This is a genomic window from Nocardioides gansuensis (genome assembly GCF_003076135.1).
GTDB lineage: Bacteria > Actinomycetota > Actinomycetes > Propionibacteriales > Nocardioidaceae > Nocardioides > Nocardioides gansuensis.
The window spans coordinates 148,599-171,031 of record NZ_QDGZ01000003.1; the positions used below are offsets into that span (position 1 = coordinate 148,599).

General features: G+C 66.5%; 19 protein-coding genes and 1 pseudogene. 13 read left to right on the top strand and 7 right to left on the bottom strand.

Annotated elements, in window-relative coordinates:
• Positions 1 to 162: 162 nt before the first annotated feature.
• The 8 genes and pseudogenes from DDE18_RS07705 (at position 163) to DDE18_RS23605 (ending at position 10,928) form a co-directional block, all read left to right on the top strand.
• Positions 163 to 4,932 (top strand): AAA family ATPase, encoded by a 4,770-nt coding sequence (locus DDE18_RS07705; protein WP_116571665.1) that lies wholly within the window; start codon positions 163 to 165, stop codon positions 4,930 to 4,932.
• Entirely contained in the window at positions 4,929 to 5,543 is a 615-nt protein-coding gene (locus DDE18_RS07710; protein WP_116571666.1) for a response regulator transcription factor, read from the top strand. The genes DDE18_RS07705 and DDE18_RS07710 overlap by 4 nt, the downstream gene beginning before the upstream one ends.
• Before the next feature lie 332 nt (positions 5,544 to 5,875).
• Positions 5,876 to 6,700: an alpha/beta fold hydrolase gene (locus tag DDE18_RS07715; RefSeq protein WP_116571667.1), complete on the top strand. Its 825-nt coding sequence runs from the start codon at positions 5,876 to 5,878 to the stop codon at positions 6,698 to 6,700.
• A gap of 130 nt (positions 6,701 to 6,830) precedes the next feature.
• A complete protein-coding gene (locus DDE18_RS07720; protein ID WP_116571668.1) occupies positions 6,831 to 7,655 on the top strand; it encodes a beta-keto acid cleavage family enzyme in 825 nt (274 codons plus the stop codon).
• A gap of 82 nt (positions 7,656 to 7,737) precedes the next feature.
• A complete protein-coding gene (locus DDE18_RS07725; protein ID WP_170313271.1) occupies positions 7,738 to 8,553 on the top strand; it encodes an enoyl-CoA hydratase/isomerase family protein in 816 nt (271 codons plus the stop codon).
• A 3-nt stretch (positions 8,554 to 8,556) separates the two neighbouring features.
• On the top strand, positions 8,557 to 9,807 hold the full coding sequence (locus DDE18_RS07730) for a CaiB/BaiF CoA transferase family protein (protein ID WP_116571669.1): 1,251 nt from the start codon (positions 8,557 to 8,559) through the stop codon (positions 9,805 to 9,807).
• Between the two features lie 187 nt (positions 9,808 to 9,994).
• Positions 9,995 to 10,461: pseudogene (locus DDE18_RS23600) on the top strand (MlaE family ABC transporter permease); the annotation flags it as partial.
• An 83-nt stretch (positions 10,462 to 10,544) separates the two neighbouring features.
• Complete coding sequence (locus DDE18_RS23605) at positions 10,545 to 10,928, top strand: hypothetical protein (protein ID WP_245916563.1); 384 nt, start codon at positions 10,545 to 10,547, stop codon at positions 10,926 to 10,928.
• Here the strand turns inward: DDE18_RS23605 and DDE18_RS07740 are convergent.
• Positions 10,894 to 11,664 carry an IclR family transcriptional regulator gene (locus DDE18_RS07740; protein ID WP_245916509.1) on the bottom strand — a complete coding sequence of 257 codons (771 nt, stop codon included), beginning with the start codon at positions 11,662 to 11,664 and terminating at the stop codon, positions 10,894 to 10,896. The two genes, DDE18_RS23605 and DDE18_RS07740, sit on opposite strands and share 35 nt — an antisense overlap.
• Between DDE18_RS07740 and DDE18_RS07745 the strand changes: the two genes are divergently transcribed.
• The 5 genes from DDE18_RS07745 to DDE18_RS07765 are packed head-to-tail and all read left to right on the top strand — an operon-like array spanning position 11,627 to position 15,881.
• Complete coding sequence (locus DDE18_RS07745) at positions 11,627 to 12,550, top strand: 2-keto-4-pentenoate hydratase (RefSeq protein ID WP_281258357.1); 924 nt, start codon at positions 11,627 to 11,629, stop codon at positions 12,548 to 12,550. The genes DDE18_RS07740 and DDE18_RS07745 overlap by 38 nt on opposite strands.
• Positions 12,547 to 13,494: an acetaldehyde dehydrogenase (acetylating) gene (locus DDE18_RS07750; RefSeq protein ID WP_116571672.1), complete on the top strand. Its 948-nt coding sequence runs from the start codon at positions 12,547 to 12,549 to the stop codon at positions 13,492 to 13,494. The genes DDE18_RS07745 and DDE18_RS07750 overlap by 4 nt, the downstream gene beginning before the upstream one ends.
• Positions 13,491 to 14,525 (top strand): 4-hydroxy-2-oxovalerate aldolase, encoded by a 1,035-nt coding sequence (gene dmpG / locus DDE18_RS07755; protein ID WP_116571673.1) that lies wholly within the window; start codon positions 13,491 to 13,493, stop codon positions 14,523 to 14,525. Before DDE18_RS07750 ends, dmpG begins: the two co-directional genes overlap by 4 nt.
• A complete protein-coding gene (locus DDE18_RS07760) occupies positions 14,522 to 15,241 on the top strand; it encodes a CoA transferase subunit A (protein ID WP_116571674.1) in 720 nt (239 codons plus the stop codon). The genes dmpG and DDE18_RS07760 overlap by 4 nt, the downstream gene beginning before the upstream one ends.
• Position 15,242: 1 nt before the next feature.
• Positions 15,243 to 15,881: a CoA transferase subunit B gene (locus DDE18_RS07765; protein ID WP_116571675.1), complete on the top strand. Its 639-nt coding sequence runs from the start codon at positions 15,243 to 15,245 to the stop codon at positions 15,879 to 15,881.
• A gap of 203 nt (positions 15,882 to 16,084) precedes the next feature.
• On the opposite strand, the gene DDE18_RS07775 is transcribed toward DDE18_RS07765, so the two are convergent.
• The 6 genes from DDE18_RS07775 to DDE18_RS07800 all read right to left on the bottom strand — a co-directional run bounded on the left by DDE18_RS07775 (position 16,085) and on the right by DDE18_RS07800 (position 22,178).
• Positions 16,085 to 16,594, bottom strand: a complete 510-nt coding sequence (locus DDE18_RS07775) for a VOC family protein (RefSeq protein WP_116571676.1) — start codon at positions 16,592 to 16,594, stop codon at positions 16,085 to 16,087.
• 426 nt (positions 16,595 to 17,020) lie between these two features.
• On the bottom strand, positions 17,021 to 17,845 hold the full coding sequence (locus tag DDE18_RS07785; protein WP_116571677.1) for an alpha/beta fold hydrolase: 825 nt from the start codon (positions 17,843 to 17,845) through the stop codon (positions 17,021 to 17,023).
• A 119-nt stretch (positions 17,846 to 17,964) separates the two neighbouring features.
• Entirely contained in the window at positions 17,965 to 18,270 is a 306-nt protein-coding gene (locus DDE18_RS22615) for a hypothetical protein (protein ID WP_133241185.1), read from the bottom strand.
• 904 nt (positions 18,271 to 19,174) lie between these two features.
• On the bottom strand, positions 19,175 to 19,534 hold the full coding sequence (locus DDE18_RS23335) for a tyrosine-type recombinase/integrase (protein ID WP_211754464.1): 360 nt from the start codon (positions 19,532 to 19,534) through the stop codon (positions 19,175 to 19,177).
• Positions 19,535 to 19,799: 265 nt separating this feature from the next.
• Complete coding sequence (locus DDE18_RS07795; RefSeq protein ID WP_116571679.1) at positions 19,800 to 20,492, bottom strand: N-acyl homoserine lactonase family protein; 693 nt, start codon at positions 20,490 to 20,492, stop codon at positions 19,800 to 19,802.
• A gap of 183 nt (positions 20,493 to 20,675) precedes the next feature.
• A complete protein-coding gene (locus DDE18_RS07800; protein ID WP_116571680.1) occupies positions 20,676 to 22,178 on the bottom strand; it encodes an NAD(P)/FAD-dependent oxidoreductase in 1,503 nt (500 codons plus the stop codon).
• Positions 22,179 to 22,433: the final 255 nt, after the last annotated feature.

The following is a 22,433-nucleotide window of genomic DNA, read 5'->3' on the forward strand; positions in this document are numbered from 1 at the left end:
TCAGCCGAGTCGTGAGAGGGCTCGGCGGGCTGAGAGACAGGCGACGGCAGTCGCCAGGCCCGTGCCGTTCGCTGGCGCAGAACGACGCGGTCATCGACCTGCCTGGCCCCGGGTGAGACACTGGTAAACGGCAGCAGAGTTGCTGACCTAGGTGGGATCGGCATGGACTGGAACACCGTGAGGCCGCTTCGCCAGACCCCGGGCATCACGACGACTCTCGCGCGTCTGGGGAACTCGCGTGAGCAGTTCGTCCTCAGACGGCTGGACCTGTCGATGACGTGGCCGTGGAGCCAGCAGTGGCTGGAGAGCGAGCTCGAGGCCACTCGAAGGGCGCGGCTGCCACATGTCGTCCCTACGAATATCGCCCAGCGGGGTCATGACTACATAGACCTCGTTCGGCCGTACATCGCCGGGCTTGACCTTCGCGAGTGGTCCGCCCAGCAGTCGCGTCAGTCGAGCGATGCGTACTTGCAGCTGATGTGCGACCTGTTCTTCGCGTTGGCGCGCCTGCACCGGATGGGGATAGCACACGGTGGAGTCAAATCCGCAAACATCCTGCTCGCCGAGGGCAAGGACGAGCTGATCCTGCTTGACGCCAGCGTGACGAGGACTCAGCTCGCAGCGCTGACCCATCCGCTGGAGGGGTCGGAGGCCCCGCATCTTCTACCCGAGCGACATGGACTCGCTTACCCAGCGGCAGGTTTCGCCGCCGACATCTACGCGGCGGGATGGGCGCTTCTCGAGTCGCTGGCCGAGATCAATCGCACAGCCAGTGCCCTGCGCAGGGTGAACCCGCGCGACGACAGCGCGACGGACCTCTCACACCTGATCGACATCGTCGGTGTCCCAGCAGCGCTGCGCCCCATCTTCCAGAAGCTGCTGGACCGCGATGCGGACCTACGCTATGAATCCGCCGAGGACGTACTGGCTGCCCTGGAGGCAGTCGTCGCCACCGGCAGCGCGCAGAGCGCTACCGCCGATCCGTTCACGTCACTCGTCCACGGGGAGCCGCCGCTGGTGGGCAGGCAACGCGAACTGAGCGCGCTCGTCACCTGCGCCGACGGCGCAAGCCACTCGACCGGATCGGTCACGTGCTTGAGTGGCGATTCCGGAATGGGCAAGAGCCGCCTGCTCGACGCCGTGGTGGCGCACGCTGACGAGGCCGGAAGGACCGTACTGCGTGCCGGTGCGTTCGACCATGCACCCGCTCGTCCGCTCGGACTGTTCGCCGCACCATTGCGCACCATCGTTGACTACCTGACCGCCCATCCGCTTGCGGCGGAACGAGTTCGCAACGAGATGGGTGCGCTGGTTCCAGCAGCAGTGGAGCAGGCACCTGAGCTGGCCGAAGCGCTGGGGGATCAGCCACGCCCTGATGCGATCTTTGCTGACAGCTCAGTGGCCGCGGGACCCACTGCGATCGCGCAACTTCTCACCTCCGTCTTCACCGAGGAACACCCCGGGTTGATCGTGCTCGACGATTGTCAGTGGGCGGACGATCTCAGCTGGCAAGTGCTCGCCCAACTGGCGGCAGCGATATCGAGGGAAACCAAGCGATCCGGAATCGGATCGAATGTCTCGCTTATTGTTTCGTGCCGCCCGGAAGCTGTTGCGCAGGTGTTGGCGTGGGGCGTAGACGACATCGGGTTCGTTGAGCTCGAACCTTTGTCGGACGCCTGCACAGAGGAACTGATCCGCTCACTCAGCGACTACGTTCCCTCCGGGGTAATTCCCTACGTCACAAAATATTCCCAAGGCAATCCCCTTGAAACGCTCCTGGTTTTCCAGGCGCTCATCGATTCATCGGCCCTGACGCGCAAGCGAGACCGCTGGGTATTCGATGGCATCCGGTTGGCGGAGCTCCCGCCGCAGCAACTAGCTCGTGACGGCAGCGCGGGTGCGGGAATCGACGGTGGGCGAAACGACGCCTTTCTCTCTTCGCGGCTGAGGCGTTTGTCCCCGGCAGCTGAACACGCTCTCGGGCAGGGCGCAGTACTGGGACGCCGGTTCTCCTCCCGGCTGTTGAGCATGACATTGGAAACCGGGTTGGCCGACGTCGAGCAGCTCCTCGGGGAAGCAGTCGGGGCCGGAATCGTGCGCGGCGTGGACAGGGGTGATCGTCGCGAATACGAATTCTCCCACGATCGGATTCGAGAAGCCGTGTTGCGCAACATGACCGAGGACGCCCGCCGCGAGCTGCACCGGCGCGCCGCGCAAGCACTCGAGAACCGCGAAGACTCAGCAGATTACGACATCGCCTACCACTTCGATCGCGCCGGTCGAGCCGAGTCGGCGTTACCCTTCGCCCTGCGCGCAGGCGAGGCGGGTCTGAGGCGCAACGCGCTCGACGTCGCGGAACGCAATTTCAAGATTGCGGCGGCAGGGTTGGCGCTGCGCGAGTCCGCGGAGGACATCGCGACATTTCGGGTGTACGAAGGCCTTGGCACCATCCACATGCTCCGCGGAAACTATGATCTCGCCGCAAAGGAGTTGATCAGCGCGCACGCGCTGGCGGGTGTGCGCTCAAGACTTGATTCTGCGCGGGTCGCCACCCTGCTCGGCGAGCTTGCCTTCAAGACAGGTCGATTCGATGACGCCGAACGGTGGATGCAACGCAGCTTGCACGACCTGCAGCTGCGAATCCCTCGCAGTACTTCGCACGCGGCGCTACTGACGGTTGCCGAGCTGGGCCTACTCGCCCTTGGCTGGTGTGCTCGCCGGCTCCGGCGCGGGAAGTCGAGGCGTGGCACGGAGCGCGACCGCCTCGCTGCCCACATCCACACCCGTCGTGTCTACGAGTGGTGGTTCGTCAGGTCACCCATCTGGGTCCTCCTGGGAGTGCTGCGCAGCGCGCGATTCGCCAATGTCTCGGGCGGCATGCGTGAACGGGCGCAGGCGTACTCCAGCGCCGCGGTCATCTCTGGGACGGCGCCCCTGCTGGCACCGCTGGCGCTGCGTCTGGTCGAACGGTCGCTGCAGCTGCGACAGTCGGCCGGGGACGGGTGGGGCATTGCCCAGTCTCACCACTTCAGAGGGTTCGTCCTCTACGCCGCCAACCGGTACGAGGAGGCGATCGAAGCCTTCGACGCCGCTGTCGCCGCGTTCGACATCTTCGGCGATCGGTGGGAACAGGTCGCCGCCATGTGGCAGAAGGCGCTCTGCCTGGCGCGACTGGGACGACTTCACGAGGCAGGAGTGCTCGCGCGCGACGCGTATTGGGAGGGCAAACGCAGAGGCGACCGGATCGGCGCGGGCACTGCGTTGGCGATCTGGGTGCAGTGCCTGCCCGGCGATGTGAACGTCGAGACCATCGCTCGCGAATTGCAGCTGACGGATCCCAGCGATCGCCATACCTTGGCGATGTTGCACGCCGCGCGTGGCTGGCGCTTGTTCCATACCAATCAGCACGCGCCTGCATTGGATGCCTTCCGCCAAGCAGATGAGCTGATCCGCGTACCCGGCCTTCGCAACCACTTTCTCGCGTCGGTGCTGACCGCACATCTCCAGGTTCTTCGTCTGACTCGTGCCGCCGGTCCGGAGGTCTGGACCGAGGAGAGCCGCCAGCAATCGAAGATCGCCCGTCGGCTCCTGGCCCGTGCCCGTCGATCCGCGATGGTGTTCGGCGGTGAGCGCCCCGCGGTCCTCAGGGAGTGGGCTCTGCGGCACTTCTCCCGAGGGAACAAGAGGCGGGGACGCCTGATCTTGGAGGTGGCCGCCCGTTTCGCCTCTCGCTACCACGCGCACGGCGAGCTGGCGGCCTGCTCACTGGCCGCAGGCCTCGCTGGATTACATCCGCGCAGGGGAGCCCTCAGCGGGCTACCACCGGTGGCCCAACAGTGCCAGCTGTTGGGGGTACACGTCGATGGCGCGATCGTGACGTCGGTCCAGGCGCGCGACGCGTTCGCCGGTGCACGTTCTTCGCGTCATGATGCCCTGCTGGATGCGGTGAACTCCATCGTCGCTTCGGATGACGCGGACGAGGTGCTCGACAAGCTCCGGGACGCGACCTTCGCCACGACGACCGCGCGTCGGGTGCAGATCGTCCAACAGGAGCTGGCGCCCGACGACGAGGGCAGGCTGCCGAAGTCAGTGGCAGCAGCAATGAGGGGTGTCGAGCCGTCGGACGAGGGTTGGGACATGAGGGTGACCGAGCGTCTCGCAAGGCGAGTTGGCGAGGACGGGCACCACGCAACCTCTGTCGTGGCCGCGTTCCCGCTGGGCGAAGGCGAGACTCACAGGTCGACCGTGGAGGTCCTCGCCGCACTGGCTGGCGCTGTCATCGAACGCGAGTCCCTGCGCAGGGAATCCATGGAGCGGATGGTGGCGGTGCAAGAGGCCGAACGCGGGAGAATCGCCCGCGATCTGCATGACGAGTTCGGCCACCTCTTCGCCAGCGTGACGGAGCGGCTCAGCGCCCTGCAGGAGTGTGACAGCCCGACCGCACACGAGGTCGCGGCCGACATCAAGGGTCTGGTCCGCGAGGGGATCCAGGTGGCTCGATCTGTTGCTTGGTCCTTGCGTCCGTCGGGGCTCGATGATCTGGGCCTCTTCGGATGCGTCGAGCAGTATGTGGAGGACTGTCGCCAGATCTACCCGATCCGCATCGAGCTGACGACCACTCGTCAGCCACCGACCGTCCCATCGTCCGTCGCCACCGCCATCTTCCGCATCGTGCAGGAGGCGCTGACCAACGTCGGTCGCCACAGCGGCGCCAGTGAGGCGAGCGTGATGGTCATCGCGTCAGGTGGCGCCCTGAGGGCCGTCATCGAGGACGACGGCCAGGGATTCGATGTCGACGTCGCTGGTCAGCGCCGGTCGCTCGGACTGATCGGAATGCGCGATCGCGCCCGGCTCGTAGGTGGGCGGCTGACTGTGGAGTCCCGTCCGGGACACGGCACGACGATCGTGGCGGAGGTGCCGATCTCACGATGATCAGCGTTGTGGTGTGTGACGACCATGGCATCATCCGCTCCGGGATCGCTCGCCTCCTGGAGGCCACGGATGATTTCGAGCTGGTGGCATCAGCGCCTACCGGCGAGCTCCTGCTCCAGGCGGTGCGCGACTTCACGCCCGACCTCGTCGTCCTCGACATACGATTGACCGACTGCAGCGGACTGGACCTGCTCAAGCAGGTTCTCGCCATCGCGCCCGACCTTCGCGTCGTCATGCTCAGCATGTACAGCGCCAGGGGCTACATCGAGAAGGCGAAGGCGGAAGGCGCGCGGGGATACATCACCAAGGAGTGTCTGGACGAGGAGCTCGTGTCCGTCCTCCAAGCCGTCATGACCGAGGACGGATTCATCTCCTTCCGGTCCGCCGAGCCCGAGAAGCGCCTCGAGGTCGACATCGATCTGCTGTCGTCACGAGAGCTCGAAGTGATGGTGCTCATCGCCTCCGGGCTGACCAACGCCGAGATCGCCGAGAAGTTGACGGTCTCGCCGCGCACCGTCGAAAGTCACCGGGCCAGCATCCAGCGCAAGCTCTTGATCCGCACCCGAGCCGAGCTCGCGGTCGTCGCTCGCAATGCATTCCTGCTCGAATAGCGGTATTCGCAAGCGAAGCCGTCGGCGCCGCTGACTGCAGGTATCGGTCGAAACTGGATGGCGGTACAGAGGTACGGCAGACCCCGTCTCTCTGCTGCGGGTCCTGGGAGGCGTCAGCTTCTCGACCGCGCGGGGAATGCGGGGCAGCAGTCTCAATCATTCGTCCGACCGACGTGTCGACCTGGGCGCTCAGATCGTGCGGGTCAGTACCGACCGAGGTCGATCGCAGCGAGGGCAATCCGTAGTTTTCCCGGATGCTGTGCCGGGGTGTGACGGAGTTAACTCCGAGGTGCTTGCACTACGCATCAACACCTCGAGGGAAGGCGCAGCGGATGACTGTGACAACGGAGAACGCAGGACGCACCATTGAAGCCAATGGGATCGCCACCCACTACCACGACGTGGGTTCCGGCGATCCCGTCCTCCTCCTGCACGGTTCCGGCCCTGGCGTCTCGGCCTGGGCGAACTGGCAGCGCGTGATCCCGGCACTCGCCGAGGGGCATCGTGTGCTGGCTCCGGACATCGTCGGCTTCGGGCACACCGACCGGCCGGCGGACACTCGCTACTCACTGCAGACGTGGGTCGATCACGTATGGGGCTTCCTCGACGCCCTGGGGATCGAGCGTGCTTCGATCGTGGGCAACTCCCTGGGCGGACGCATTGCCGTGGCGATGGCCATCCAGCAGCCCGAGCGAGTGTCGAAGATGGTGCTGATGGGGTCGCCTGGTCCGGGCATGACGCCGAGCGAGGGTCTGATCGCTCTCCGGACGTATGAGCCTTCGGTCGAGGCGATGAGAGAGCTGCTCGTCAGCTACTTCGCCGTCGATCCCACCATCATCACGCCGGAGCTCGTGCAGATCCGGCACGATGCCAGCGTCGCTCCCGGTGTCCACGAGACCTATCGAACGATGTTCTCCGACCCCGAGCAGTCGCGTGCCGATCTCGCCTTCAACCTCGACGAGCTGGCGGAGCTCGCCACGCCAACCCTGATCGTCCACGGCCGTGAGGATCGGGTGATCCCCCTCGAGTCCGGCCTCAGCATGCTGAACACGCTCCCGAACGCTGACCTCCACGTCTTCAGCCGATGCGGTCACTGGACCCAGATCGAGCGTTCCGGCGAGTTCGTGGCCGTCGTCGACCAGTTCCTGACCAGCTGACGACACGCGCGGCTCGAATTGTCGACGTGCCGCGTGTCCGTCGGCTCGAGCGCAACGCCGCGCGTCACCGACCGCGCGCCTGGACCCGTACCGACCTGCCGATCACACGGCGCCCTAAGGAGCATTCAAGTTGAGTGTCAGCATCACGGTGGCCACGACAGGGCCGATCGCATCGAAGAGGGACAACCCGTCGCTGCCCACCCAACCCGATGAGATCGCCGAGGAGGTTCATGCGGCGTTCCTGGCCGGCGCTTCAGTGGCGCACGTGCACCTCAGGGATGCTCAGGATCGGCCGACCGCTGACTTGGCCATCGCGCGCGAGACGATGGAGAAGATCGCGGAGCGCTGTCCGATCCTCATCCAGCTGTCCACCGGTGTCGGTCTCGACGTGTCGTTCGAGGAGCGCGAGCGCCTCGTCGAGCTGCGGCCTCAGATGGCGACGCTGAACCCGTGCAGCATGAGCTTCGGAGCTGCAGAGTTCCGCAATCCGCCGGCTGATGTCGAGCGGATGGCTCGCCGTATGAATGAGCTGGGCGTCAAGCCCGAGCTCGAGATCTACGACACCGGTCACCTCGAAGCCGCTCTTCGGCTGCGAGATGCCGGCGTGCTGACGAGCGAACCCATGCAGTTCTCCATCGTGCTCGGCGTGCGGGGCGGCATGGCCGCCACTCCCGCCAACCTGATCACCATGGTCGAGCGGCTCCCCGAGGACTGCGTCTGGCAGGTCATCGCCATCGGCCGGGCCAACCTGGAGCTGACCGCGATGGGAATCGCGCTGGGCGGCAATGCCCGCGCTGGGCTGGAGGACACCCTCTTCCTGCGCAAGGGAGAGCTCAGTCAAGGAAATCTGCCCCTGGTCCAACGCGCCGTGGACCTGGCGAGGGCACTGGATCGGCCGATAGCCACGCACGAAGAGACCGCCCAGGCGCTCGGCCTCAGTGTCCCTGCGCTGTGACGCGGGACCTGCCAAGAAGCTCGTGCGCGTGGTCCCCACCGCGCACCGAAAACCAGCACAACGTCGAGAGGACCACCGACCAATGACAACGACACACACCGATGCGCAGGTGTCTGCGCCCTTCGAGAGCCGTGCCATCGTCGGCTCCATGGACGGGGCAGTCGCCGTCCTGTCGCTGGGACTGGCCCCCTACAACCTGATGGACAAGGAGATGAACGAGGAGCTCATCGCGGCGCTGGAGTGGGCACGCGACCAGAGCGCCCGAGCGGTCGTGCTGCGCAGCTCGCTGCGCCACTTCTCAGCCGGCGCGAACCTCGACAACATGATCCGCGAAGCCGACGAGTCCGAGGTTCTCGACTGGGGATTCGTCGAGACGCTGGAGGCGTTCTCCGCGTTCCCTGCGCCCATCATCGCCAGTGTCAACGGCGTCTGCGTCGGTGGTGGCTTCGAGCTGGCTCTGGCCTGCGACCTCATCATCGCCTCCGAGTCGGCCAAGATCGGATCGGTGGAGGTCACCGTCGGACTGCAGCCGCTGATGGGTGCGGTTCAGCGCCTGACCCAACGAGCCGGCGCAGCGCGCGCTCGGGAGATGGTCCTGCTGGGCAGGCGCTACCCAGCCAGCACGCTCGAGCGCTGGAACGTGATCAACTGGACCGTCCAGGACGAGAGCCTGGACGACGCCACGATGGTGATCGCCCAGGAGCTGGCCCACGGACCGACCGTGGCCAACGCGGCGAGCAAGCGCCTCGTGGCGATCGCCGTCAATCAGGGCGTCAAGGCTGCCGACGAGGCCATGCTCGAGGTCCAACGGGCGGTGCTCGGATCCGCCGACTTCCGCACCGGCGTCCGTTCCTACCGAGAGAACGGCGTCGGCATGGCGCAGTTCGAAGGAGCCTGAGCCATGTCCTCAAGCCTGCCTCTAGCGGGTGTCAAGGTCGTCGACTTCTCGCGGGTGCTGGCCGGACCCCATTGCGCGAAGACCCTTCTCGACCTCGGTGCCGATGTCGTCAAGCTGGAGCCGCCTGGCGGAGACCTCTCCCGACGCGCCTACCCCAACGACGGCGGTGTCTCGGGCTACTACGCCCAGCAGAACGCCGGCAAGCGCAACATCAGCATCGACCTGACCGTCCCGGCTGCGCGAGAGGTCGCTCTCCGACTGTGCGACCAGGCCGACGTCATCGTCGAGAACTTCCGTCCTGGCGCGCTCGCCGCCTTCGGGCTCGACTACGAGTCCGTGTCCGCGCGGAATCCAGGTGTCGTCTACGTCTCGATCAGCGGCTACGGCCAGCACGGACCATCGCGGTCCCGGATGGCGTACGCCCCCACCGTGCAGGCCGAGACCGGGCTGACGGCGACGACCGCGGCGCACTTCGGTCATGACGACCTCCGCAGTGACTCGCTGTCGCACGCCGACGTCTATTCGGGCCTGCACGCCGCGATCGCCGTCTTGGCATGCCTGACCCAGCGAGAGCGCACAGGGCGTGGCGAGTACATCGACGTCGCCATGGCCGCGGTGATGCTGTCGATCAACGAGCGGGTTCACGTGGAGCTAGCCGATGACGATCTGGGAGAGGAACGTCCCATCCTCGGCGCGACCGACGGCCCGTTCCTCGTCGGTCCCGGGGGGGAGCGTTTCGCCAGCCCCATGAGCTTCGTGGGCAGCATGTCGTTCCCGATGTACCTCGCAGCCATGCGGCGCGCCGACCTGGCCGATGACCCCCGCTTCCTGACCCCGGAGCTTCGGCTGCAGCACCTCGACGACCTCCGCCGCATCGTCCAGGACTGGATCCTGACCTTCGCCGACATGGAATCGCTCGACGCTCAGATGGATGAGGCGAAGATCGCGACCGGCCAGGTCCGCACCGTGCGCGAGTTCGCGGACAGCGATTGGTCCAGCGCATGGAGCGCTGTCCGCACGGTGAGTGCAGGCTCTGGCCAGAAGTACCGGATCCCGGGGCGGCCCTGGCACTTCGCGGACACTGTCGGGCCGGTGGAGGACCAGTTCGTGCCTCGCCAGGGCGAGAACAACGCCGAGGTTCTCGCCGAGCTCGGATTCAGCGACTCGGAGATCGCCGAGCTCGTTCGTGCGGGCGTCACGGTGGAGGCACCACTGGACAGCAGGACCACCGAGAGGTTGGCCGAGCTCTCATGAGCTCGCCCGACCGGACCGTGGTGTCGGAGGTGCGTGTCGCTCCGGCTGGTCCGGTGGTGCCACGGCGCGGCCCCGACGGCATGAGCCCCGGCAGCTTGCGCGTGACGCGGTGCGGTCGTCGATGTCGTTCAAGACGCTGTCGACGTTCGGTGATTTCTACCGCTTCGTCGGCAAGGTCTTCGTGCAGATGTTCACCCGACGGTTCCAGTTCCGTGAGTTCGTCTCCCAGGCCTGGTTCATCACGACGGTGGCCTTCGGCCCCGCGCTGCTGGTCGCGATCCCGTTCTGTGTGGTGATCGTCTTCCAGATCAACCAGGTCCTCATTCAGATCGGTGCCGTCGACCTGGCCGGTGCGAGTGCGGCCGTCGCCGTGGTCCGCGAGATCGGCCCGATCGTCAGCGTTCTGGTCGTCGCGGGTGCCGGGGCGACCGCGATGAGCGCCGATCTCGGCTCCCGCAAGATCCGCGAGGAGATCGACGCGATGGTCACTCTGGGCATCGACCCGATCGAGCGACTGGTCGTGCCCCGGGTCGTTGCCTCCTGGTGGGCGTCGCACTCAACGGCATCGTGACGGTGGTCGGCCTGCTCGGTGGGTACTTCGTGTCCGTGGTGCTCCAGGGGGCGACGCCCGGGCTCTACTTCTCGGACCTGACCCTCCTAGTGGGTCTGCCCGACTTCCTGGCGTCGGAGCTGAAGGCCGCGGTCTTCGGCGCGCCTTGTCGGCCGCGAAGACACGCGTGCCCGACCTGCTCAGCTACGAGAACGCCATGCTCGAGGACGACCTCGCCCGGGCCCTCGAGCAGACCACGGGCGCCTTCCGCGACGACTACGAGAAGATCCTTTCGGATGTCGTCACGCCGACGGCCGGGGAGCGCGGGATCAGCACGTCCGCCTCGGTCAGCGCCGTCGGAGTCGTCTCAGGCGGCCGGGACGAAGTCGTCGTCCTCCCGTTCCTGACCCAGACGACGACCGCCGACGGCGCCCGATCGTCGGTGTCGGGGAGCCGGGTCGAGGTCACCATGGCGCGCGTGGGTGATGGCTGGAAGATCGCGGGGGTTGAGACCGATCTGAGGGTCTACGGCCAGGTCAGCGGCCGGCGCGTTGCCGGTCGGCACGCGTAAGGGTCGTGGTGAGGGCGGCGGCGGCCGCGCGGAGAGGCGCCACGTGGGCTTCCGGGCGGAACCGGCTCGTCGGCCCGGTGATGCTGATGGCGGCCAGTAGCTCCTCGCCGGCTCCGAAGACCGGCGCGGCGACGCAGTTGATGCCGGGGGCGGACTCCTCGTGCTCGAACGCGACTCCGGTCTCGGCGATCTTCGTCAGCTGGCGACGCAGCACGCCCGGTGCGACGATCGTGTGAGGGGTGCGGCGCGCCAGGTGGGCCGAGAGAACCTCTTTGCGCAGCGTGGAGTCGCTGTGCGCGAGCAGGGCCTTGCCGATCGCCGTGCAGTGGAGCGGCATCCGGCCACCCGCCCGAGAGGGCGCGCGAGCCTGCCGGTGGCCGCCGATCTTGGCGATGTAGACGACCTCCTGTCCCTCTCGTACGCCGAGGTGCACGGTCTCGTGGGTTCGCTCGTAGAGGTCCTGCAGGAAGGGCATCGCAACCTCGAGGAGGTTGCGCTCGACCGAAGCCCGCATCCCCAGCTCGAAGAGACCCCCGGAGAGCCGATAGCCGCCCACGACGCGGTCGAGCAGCCGGTTGGTGACCAGATCGCCGGCGAGGCGGTGCACGGTGGCCTTGTGGAGGCCGGTCCGCCGGACCAACTCGGCCAAAGAAACGGACTGGTCGTCGACTCGAAACGCACGGAGGATCGCCACCGCCTTGCCCAGCACGCTGTCGAGACCGGCATTCTCCTCCACTTCTTCATCGTATCGCTCAGCGAGACGAATTGCTGGTGTCCGGGGCAAGCGCGGCAGCACAGTTGACTCCATGACGCAGACCTTCTCTTCCAGCGACACCGATGTCGCTGCGGCAGCCGACCGGCTTTCGCGGGCCGCGGATTCCGGAGTGCCGTGCTCGCCGGTACGCGACCTCATCGGGCGCGACGACGTCGCCAAGGCTTATGCCGTGCAGCAGGTCCTGACGGCGCGGAGAACCGAGTCCGGAGCGCGGGTCGTCGGCCGCAAGATCGGGTTGACCTCACCTGCGGTGCAGCGCCAGCTCGGGGTGAACCGACCCGACTTCGGCGTGCTCTTCGACGACATGGTCTTCAGCGGCGGCGACACGATCCCGTTGGAGGTCGTCATGCAACCGCGAGTCGAAGCGGAGATCGCCTTCATGCTGGGCGAGGATCTCGCTGCCGGCCCACTGGACGCGGCAAGGGTGCGCCAGGCGACCGGGTATGTCGTCGCGGCGCTCGAGGTCTGTGGCAGCCGCATCGAGAACTGGGACATCAGCTTCGGCGACACCGTCGCCGACAACGCCTCGGCCGGAGTGTTCGTCCTCGGCCCTCGGAGAGTGACCCTGGCAGAGGTGAATCCCGTGGAGGTGGAGATGTCGATGATCATCGACGGCCGGGAGGTCTCGACCGGGAACGGCGCCGCCTGCCTCGGCGACCCGGTGGAGGCGGTGGTGTGGCTTGCCCGGACCGCTGTGGAGCTCGGCCAACCGCTTCGCGCAGGGGACGTGGTCCTCTCCGGCGCGCTCGGGCCCATGCGACCGGTCGTTGGCGGGAACGTCGTCAAGGCCACCCTGACCGGCCTCGGCGCCGTCACCGTGACATTCGAAGAAGGAGCAGCATCATGACCAAGACGAAGGTGGCCATCATCGGCCCCGGCAACATCGGCACCGACCTGATGATCAAAGTGATGCGCACCAGCAGGCATCTCGAGATAGCGGCCATGGTCGGCATCGACCCCGAGTCGGACGGCCTGGCGCGCGCTGAGCGGTTCGGCTTCCAGTCCACCCACGAGGGCGTCGAAGGGCTGATGGCCCTGCCCGACTTCGACGAGATCGAGATCGTCTTCGACGCCACCTCGGCCAAGGCACACGAGTACAACGCCTCGAAGCTGCAGCCCCTCGGCAAGCGCCTGATCGACCTGACTCCCGCCGCCATCGGACCTTACGTCGTCCCCGCGGTCAACCTGGAGGAGCACCTCGACGCCCCCAACGCCAACATGGTCACCTGCGGTGGCCAGGCCACCATTCCGATCGTCGCCGCCATCAGCCGGGTCGTCCCGGTCAACTACGCCGAGATCGTCGCCTCCATCGCCTCCAAGTCCGCCGGCCCCGGCACTCGCGCCAACATCGACGAGTTCACCGAAACGACCTCCGCAGCGATCGTGGAGGTCGGCGGCGCGGAGCGGGGCAAGGCGATCATCGTCCTCAACCCCGCCGAACCGCCGCTGATCATGCGCGACACCGTCTTCGCTCTCGTCACCGCGCCCGACCCGGCCATCCACGAGGAGATCCGGCAGAGCGTCGACAAGATGGTCGCCGACGTGGCCGCGTACGTCCCCGGCTACCGCCTCAAGCAGCAGATCCAGATCACCGAGATCCCGGCCGACCAGCCCGTCGGAACCCTCCTCGTCGAGAGCTCCCAGCAACCGACCCACCAGGTGTCGGTGTTCCTCGAGGTCGAGGGCGCCGCCCACTACCTCCCGGCCTACGCCGGCAACCTCGACATCATGACCTCGGCAGCACTGCAGGTCGCCGAACGCATCGCCGCCGCCAAGGAGGCCGCCCAATGAGCACCCCCATCTTCGTCCAGGACGTCACCCTCCGCGACGGCATGCACGCCGTCCGCCATCGGATCACCCCCGAGGACGTCCAGCGCATCGTCGTCGCCCTCGACGACGCCGGCGTCGATGCCATCGAGGTCGCCCACGGCGACGGCCTCGCCGGCTCGTCGGTCAACTACGGGCCTGGCAGCAACACCGACTGGGAGTGGATCGAGGCCGCCGCTGATGTGCTGAAGCATGCTCGACTCACCACCTTGCTCATCCCCGGTGTCGGGACCATCCACGACCTCAAGCACGCCTACGACTCGGGCGTCCGCTCCATCCGCGTGGCCACCCACTGCACCGAGGCCGACATCTCCGCCCAGCACATCGCCGCGGCCCGCGACCTCGGCATGGACGTTTCGGGATTCCTGATGCTCTCCCACATGGCCCCGGCCGATGAGCTGGCGAACCAGGCCAAGCTGATGGAGTCCTACGGCGCCCACTGCGTCTACGTCACCGACTCCGGCGGCCGACTGACCATGAACGACGTCGCCGCCCGGGTCCGGGCCTACCGTGACGTGCTCGACCCGGTCACCGAGATCGGAATCCACGCGCACGAGAACCTCTCGCTCAGCGTGGCCAACTCCGTGGTCGGGGTCGAGAACGGCGTCTACCGCGTCGACGCGTCACTCGCCGGTCACGGCGCAGGTGCCGGCAACTGCCCCATCGAGGCATTCATCGGCGTCGCCGACCTGGCCGGGTTCAAGCACGGATGCGATCTATTCAAGCTTCGGGACGCGGCCGACGACATCGTCCGCCCCCTGCAGGACCGCCCCGTCCGCGTCGACCGCGAGACCCTCACCCTCGGGTACGCGGGCGTCTACTCATCCTTCCTCCGCCACGCCGAGATCGCCGCCGAGCGGTACGGCGTCGACGTGCGCACCCTGCTTATGGAGTGCGGCCGCCGGGGGCTGGTCGGCGGCCAGGAGGACATGATCTACGACATCGCGCTCACGAGCGTCGCGCAGCAGACGAACACCCACAAGAGCGTGCAGTGAGGAAGCTGGTGGCGGACCCGGAGGCCGCGCTGGCGGCACGGGTGTGGGACGGGATGACGATCGCCGTCGGCGGCTTCGGTCTCTGCGGCATCCCCCGCGACCTGATCGAGGCTGTGCGCGGCAGTGGCGTGCGCGACCTGACGATTGTCTCCAACAACATGGGCATCGACGGCAAGGGCCTCGGGCTTCTGCTGGAGAACAACCAGGTGTCCAAGGTCGTGGCGTCGTACGTCGGTGAGAACAAGCTGTTCGCCCAGCAGTACCTCGACCGGGCGCTCGAGGTGGAGTTCTGTCCGCAGGGCACGCTCGCCGAACGGTTGCGTGCCGGTGGTTCGGGCATCGCGGGCTTCTACACCCGCACCGGGGTCGGCACTGAGGTCGCGGAGGGCAAGTCGCACCAGGTGTTCGACGGCGCGACCTACGTCCTCGAGCGCGGCATCGTCGCTGACCTCGCGCTCGTCCACGCCGCCGTCGCCGACGCGCAGGGGAACCTGCGCTACCGGGCGACCGCCCGCAACTTCAACCCGCTGGTCGCGATGAGCGGTCGGGTCTGCATCGCGGAGGCGGAGCAGGTGCTCGACGGCTTCCTCGACCCGGACGACGTGATGACGCCGGGCATCTTCGTCGACACAATGGTGGTCGCGAGCGACCGGCCCAAGGACATCGAGCAGCGCGTCGTCCGGCCTCGGCCGGTTGCCGTCGGAGCGGGAGCCTGACATGGCCTGGAACCGCGAGGAGATGGCGGCGATCGCTGCCCTGGAGCTCAACGACGGCGACTACGTCAACCTGGGCATCGGCATCCCGACCTTGGTGGCCGACCACCTGCCGCCAGGTGTCAACGTGATGCTGCAGAGCGAGAACGGCCTGCTAGGCATGGGCCCGTCCCCCTATGACGGCGAGGAGGACGGTGATCTCGTCAACGCAGGCAAGCAGACGGTCACCGCGGTGCCGGGAGCCTCGTTCTTTGACTCCGCGACCAGCTTCGCCATGATCCGCGGCGGTCACGTCGACATCGCGATCCTCGGGGCACTCCAGGTCGCTGCCAACGGTGACCTGGCGAACTGGATGGTTCCCGGCAGGCTGGTCAAGGGCATGGGCGGGGCGATGGATCTCGTTGCCGGTACCCGGCGGGTCGTGGTCGTCACGGACCACGTCGCCAAGGACGGCAGCCCCAAGATCGTCGAGCAGTGCACGCTCCCGCTCACCGGAGCCGGCGTGGTCGATCGGATCATCACCGATCTCGCCGTGATCGACGTGACCGACGAAGGCCTCATCCTGCGGGAGGTCGCGCCAGGCGTCGATTCCGAACGGGTGCGCTCCTTGACCGGTGCCGCACTCGAGGAGGCCGTGTCGTGACCCGGCTCGTCAGGTACGAGCGGGTGGTCGAGAGCGGGCGGATGCATGCAGTTGTCCGTACAGCGGCCCCTGCGCCAGGTGCGGTGCGAGGCTTATGATCTCATGCTCGCTGGATCCGCGCCCGTGGAGCAGGATGACCAGCGGTGCCGACGGGTCGGTGCTGCCGTACGTCGCGATCATGGCCCTCGGGAACGTCCCCGTGGTCACGGCGCGTCCAGGGGCACGAGTTCGGCGGCAGTGCGGATGCCGCCCCAGGTCCGGACCTCGCCCGCCAGGTCGAGGCGCTCGACGAGAGCGGCGCTTTCGTACTCGCCCCACTCAGCCTTGGGGAGCATCCACATGACCTCGAACTCGATGCCGTCGGGGTCGTGCGCGTAGATGCTCTTGGTGGCACCGTGGCTGGACTCGCCCGTGTAGGCGTCGAGGTCGGCGAGGGTTGACCGAGCCTGCTCGAGCTCCTCGATGGTGTCGACCTGCCACGCCAGGTGGTAGAGCCCGAGGCTGCCCCGGGGGCGCGGAGGCTGCGCGCCCACGCCGAAGAGTCCGAGGTCGTGGTGGTTGCCCGAACGGGGGAGCCGCAGGAAGACGGCGTTGGCGCGGGGCTCGCGAGCCGCGACCTGCATGCCGAAGGCCTGCTGGTAGAAGGTGACGCTCCGTTCGAGGTCGGCTACGAACAGCACGGCGTGGTTGAGACGGACGGCGTTGACGGTCATGACGATGCTCCGGTCGTGGTGGGGGAGACGTGGGGCTCAGGCGTTGACGCCGAAGCCACCAGTCCAGGAGACCTTCTCGTTGGCGGCCAGGGTGAGCTGGAGGAAGCCGAGGGCCTCGAGGTCGCACTCCAGTTGCGGGACACGCTGGCGCCGACGACCTCGAGGGATGCGACTCCTGGTTGAGGCACGCTCCCAGACTGGGACTGCGGTGTCGAGCAGGCGGCCGTTCGCCAGGCGAAGACGTTCAACTCTGAAGGCTTGCATTGTTCGCTGACATAGCGCCCAGAGCAGAAACGTGCCGCACACCGGAACACCGCAGACCTGAGCCTGATTGCCGTACAACATGACGTGACGACGGTGAAGAGTAAGCCGGTGCCCTGAGCACTTCGGCACAGGCAAGACCTACGAGGCGGATCGCCTGGCCTACTAGTTCGACAAAAACTGATCCACGACGGCCGAGAATTCGCTTGCCCGCTCGACCTGAGTCCAATGGCCGCAGCGACTGAAGACGTGCAGATCGGCATTCGGCATTGTGTTCATCAGGTTGATTCCTACCTCGATTGGAATCACGCGATCTTCACGGCCGTGCACGATCAGGGTCGGGGTGGCAATCCGGCCGTAGTCGCCTGCTTCGATTCCGAGGTCACTGGCCGCAGTCTTGGGGTTGATTTCCATTTTGCGGTACGCCTCGAATGCCCCGGGGGCGATGCTGGCCTCGTGTCGGAGTTGGACTAGTTCGGGGGTGATGATGCTCGAATCGACGGCGAAATACTTTATGAGCAGTTCCTCCATTGCCTTATACGAAGGCTCGTATGTCCGCATTGCCGCTAGGCCCTCGGTCGGAGTCATTCCAGGGCCTGGAGTACCCATCAACACCATCCGGTTTAGACGTTCGGGGCGCTTGATGGCCATGGCCAAAGCGAGAAATCCGCCCAGCGAGTTGCCGACGATCGATGTGCGTTCGATCTTCATCGCATCGAGGAATCCCCATACATGATCGACCCACGTTTCCGCGGAATATCGAATGTCGGCGGGGCGCTCGGTGTTACCGAATCCGACGAGGTCGGGCGCCAGCACGCGGTGATGCTCGGCGAGGACGGGGATGGTGCGCTGCCAGTTCGCCCACGCTGATACGCCGGGTCCGGAACCGTGTAGAAGCAACACGGGATCGCCGGATCCGGCCTCGTGGTAGTTGGTGGCGATGCCGTTTACCTGGATCGTGGATCCTGGCTGTTCTGTCGTCACCGTCATCGGGGTCCCTTCCCTCGTGTGCATTCATCTGCGCTGGTACTGCAGTTAACGCGTTCGGCCATGCGTCGAACATCCGGGAAAACTACGGATGTTGGCACCGCGTTGACGCCGTACGTTGTTCACGCGCCGTGGGAAACTTGCGCCTGCGGCTCGCTTCGGAATGTCGTTGCCGTTGACATCGGTTGTCGGGCGTTGTGAAATTTCAGCACCTCGCGCCACGATTCTTCCTGATCGACATTCCGGTCTTGCGGACGGGTGTCGGCGATCGTCGACACCGGCGCCGAGTTTCTGCGCGGCATGCGCGCGGAAGTTTGGCTGATTGACGCGAACGCCCAGGTCAGCGGGTTGTGAGTGCTGGCCTGAAAATCCGTCGCGAAAGCACGAGGATGGTCGGAGGAGCAGATGACTGGTCCGTGGACCATCATGGGGCATCGAGTCATCCACAGTCCTGTGGATAACTCGGCCGCCGGCTTCGGCGGTCGCGGTTGGCTTCCGCATGGAGGCGCGCTCCGACCCATAGTGTTGGTATGTGCAATCAGCTGAGGGGTTGTCCTGGCTTGAGCGACCGGAACGTCGCTTCGATGTGACTTTGCGTAGTCATGATTTGGGCTCCCCGATGGATGAGGCGCGAAGCTACAAGTGGCACGGGTGGGCCACGGATGAGGCGCACGCTGTGTCGTCTGCGATGCAGGAGGCTGCTGCAGACGGTTGGGCCGATACGACCTCGTACCGCGTATGCGAGTGCGTGGAGTTTCTGCCCGTAGCGTCCGAATCAAACTGGCGGGCCGGCTGAGCTTCCGCCGCACAGCGAGCGCCGCCTGGCCAAGCCAAAGCCGCTCGGCAAGAAGCCATTAGATCCGGTAAACGGTCGGGGGATCGGTAAGGCTTCTTCAAAACCGGGCGCCGGCTCACTTGGGATTTGAGTCGTGCCGCGTTTATGTCCCGAAAACCTCGGCGCAAGCCGTCAAATCGATGCAGACGGCGTCAAGATGATCGGGGGCCGGGCCAGCAGGTTGGCCACGTCTGTGCAGGTCAGAGCCCACAGGGCCAAGACCCGTCAAAGGCGCAGAGCGGGAGCGCGCACACGCCGAAGGCCCAGAGGTCGCAGGTTCAAATCCTGCCCCCGCTACAAGAAAGTGGCCCCTGACCTGCGGAAACGCAGTCAGGGGCCACTTGGATTTTTGAGCCTATTCGCCAATTCCCCGGTTTACTCCCCGAGAACCCCCGCGTTCACGCCCCGTTCCGGGCACTCGCGATAGGCCAGGGCAGCCCGCAAGTCGCCGACTTCTCCGGGCTCAAGGTTGTGCGCATCGGGTGGGAGTGTGCGGATCAGTCGACGGAAGGTGGCGAGGTGGTGCCCGCGAACGACTGCACGACGTGGGTGACGTTGGACGTGGACCGGTTCTTCTCGATGTAGAACTCTCTGGTGATCGCATCGGAGGTGTGTCCGAGGATGCGGGCGGCCGTGCCGGAATCGACTAGGCGGTCGATCAACGTCGCAACTGTTTTGCGGAAGGTGTGCGGAGTCACCCAGTCGTAGCCCGTGTCGGCCTGAACGCTGCGCCAGCGATGCTCGATGTTGTCGACCGGATGCCAGGTCCCGTTGCGCGTGAGGAAGACTGCGTGGTGCTCGCGCCTGCCCTGCTCACCATGACGATGACGATCGTCCAGTTCGGGCTGCTCGCGCACGCCCGCAACGTCGCAAGCAGGCCGCCCAGGAGGGCGCGGCCGCCCGCGGGTTCGACGGCACCGCCACCGAGGCCGAGCAGACCGCACTCGGCTACCTCGACCTACCCCGGCCCGGACACCCTCGAGGGCAGGGACGCCGTCGCGAGCTGCAACGCAGAGGTCGTGCCGGTGACCGTCAGCGGCACCGTCCTCTCCCTTGTTCCCGGGATCCAGTGTTTGGAGCGCGAGTTCGCGAACTCGAGCATCTTCGCCTCTTGGGGCTGGGTCAGGGCGTCCAGATCGCCATGTCGTGGGCGAAGAAGACCCGTCTGGGGTCGAAGGCCAGCAGCCGAGCCATCCATGAACTGCTTATGGGCAGCGGGCCTGTGTGGCCGAGGTCGTGGGCTTGAGCGGCGAGGGCGTCGGCCGTCCACTGCGACGCGGTGTCGTGGGATTGGCCGGCCAGGATGATCGACCCGTCTTCGCATTGCACGACGATCGATTGGTGTCCATCGACGTGTCCGGGCGTTGGGATGACGTGTACACCAGGGGCGATCTCGGCCTCGCCGTCGAGCAGCTCGTACGCGGCTCCAGCGAAGTCGACCAGTTGCGGAACCGTGTAGTCGGGGGTGCGCGCAGCGTCGAGCTCGTGTCGCTGACAGAAGATCGGCCTGCCGCCGAAGGTTGGGTTCCCTCCGATGTGGTCGAAGTGCAGGTGGCAGTTGACCACGAGATCAATGTCGTGCGTGGTGAGGCCGACCTGACGAAGGGCGTCGTCGACGGAGACGCGTCGCGGTCGGTACCACGCTTCGACTTCTGGGCCGGCGTCACCGAGACCTGTGTCCAGCAGCAGAGTGCCCGCAGGGGTCTTGGCGACGTAGCCGAGCACACTCTCCACGCGTGGGTGTCCCGCGTCCGTCTCTTCCGCCGGGCGAACGAAGGTCCCCAGCTTCAGTCGGGCGACGTCGTCGATTCGCATGTCTTCACCCTAGGAGGGTGTGAGAAAGACGCATGAAGATGCCCTCCTGCGGTGAGGGGTTTGGAACCGTCGCAAGTCCCAGACTCCCAGCACAGAAGGGCATCCCTGCGTTGCCGCACGCTCACCTCACGCAGTGCATCGGTGGATCGGGGCTGAGGGGTGGTGCGAACGGCATGGGGTCGGCTAGCTCGGTGGCAGGAACGGTGCCACCAGCCGTGCGCGCTTCGCCGGCTTCCCAGTGCGCTCTTCGTAGGCGTCAGAGGCGTCGAGCGTCTTGGCAATGAGCCTCGAGGCGATGAACCGGATGGGCTCGGGTTCCCAGTTCCGGGTGTGGTGGCCTACCCACGGAAGCGATGTCAGCTCCGTGCTGTGGTTCAGAATCAGGTCGCGCATGGTGCGGCCCGAGATATTGGCGGCGACAACGCCGTGACCGCCGAACGCACCCACGAAACCCAGCCCCGTCTTACGGTCGAAGGTCGTTCTCATGCACCAGTCGCGTGGCACCGCGAGGGAGCCGCCCCAGTGATGGGTGATGCGAGCCTGCGACGCAGCGGGAAACGCTTCGCGCAGGGTCTCACAGAGCCGCTGGTAAACCCCGGCGTCCTGCTCGTTCCGGGCTGAAATGGGGTCGGTCAGTCGATACGGCGCCCCGCGGCCGCCCAGCGCGATCCTGCCGTCGATCGTCCGCAGGGCGTAGTAGTAGAGGTGCCGCGTATCTTGGACCCCGAGACCGTCCCGCCACCCCAGCTCGTCCCAGGTCTGCTGCGGGAGGGGTTCGGTAGCGATCATCAAGGAGTAGAGGGGCAGGAAGCTGCGTCGCTCGGCCCGCTCGCGGATCGTGTAGGACTCCGTGGCTCGCACCACCACCTCGGCCGAGATTCGTCCGTTCCGGCACTGGACCATCTTGGGGCCCAGGTGTTCGGCCGGGCTCTGCTCATAGATCTTGACACCGAGACGCTCGCAGGCCGCGGCCAGCCCGCGAGCCAGCTTGGCCGGGTCGACGCGCGCGCAGTGCGGCGTGAAGGACCCCGCGAGAACACCCTCAGCGCCGCGGATGAGGTCGGCACACTCATCGGCGGTAAGGAGCCTGACGTCCTCGGTCCCGAGCCCGAAACGGTGCTTTGCCTCGACCAAGTCGCGCAGACGCTGCGCTTGCGGCTCGATCGTCGCCACCCTCATCGCGCCCGACTTCCGGTAGCCGCAGTCGATGCCTTCCTCAGACACGACCCGGCCGATCTCGTCCACCCCGTGCTGGGTCTCGCGCTCGGCTCGCAGGACGCCATCCCAACCGCTGACCCGTGCGTAGCGCGCCCCGCTGCCGGCAATACCAGCAGAGACAAAGCCGCCGTTGCGACCGGCCGCGCCGAATCCCGCGATCTCGGCCTCGACCACGGTGACCCGCAGGGACGGGTCCGCCGCCTTGAGATAGTACGCCGTCCACAGCCCGCCGAATCCGGCTCCGACGATCGCGACATCACACGTGTGGTCGCCCGAAAGCTGCTCTCTCGGCGTCAGATCCTGGACCACCCCCTCGAGCCACAGGCTCCGCGCCCACGGGTTGTCGGCTGGTCGAGGACCGGCCACACCATCTGGCCCGTCCTCCGGGCGCGCACCTCGAAACACGACTACACCTTTCTCTTCCTGCTCATGCCAGAAGGACAGCGCCTCCATGGTCACCACGGTCATGCGGCTGTCGCGACCAACTCTGGAGCGCGCAGCGCCTCGTCTGTCCGGTCAACTGTCGACCATTTCGTCAATCGTGTCACTTCCGTCGTGGCCCCATGACGAAGGGTCGGCATCATGGGTGCGCCGATGCAGGCGGAAAGCTGTCATGACACGCACGGTCGGCTCACGCACTGGAGGGAGGAGGTGCGAGACGGGCAACGTTCGCCCGACCGACATCTGGGTCGACCGCGATGACCTGCCGCCAGACATCCGCCA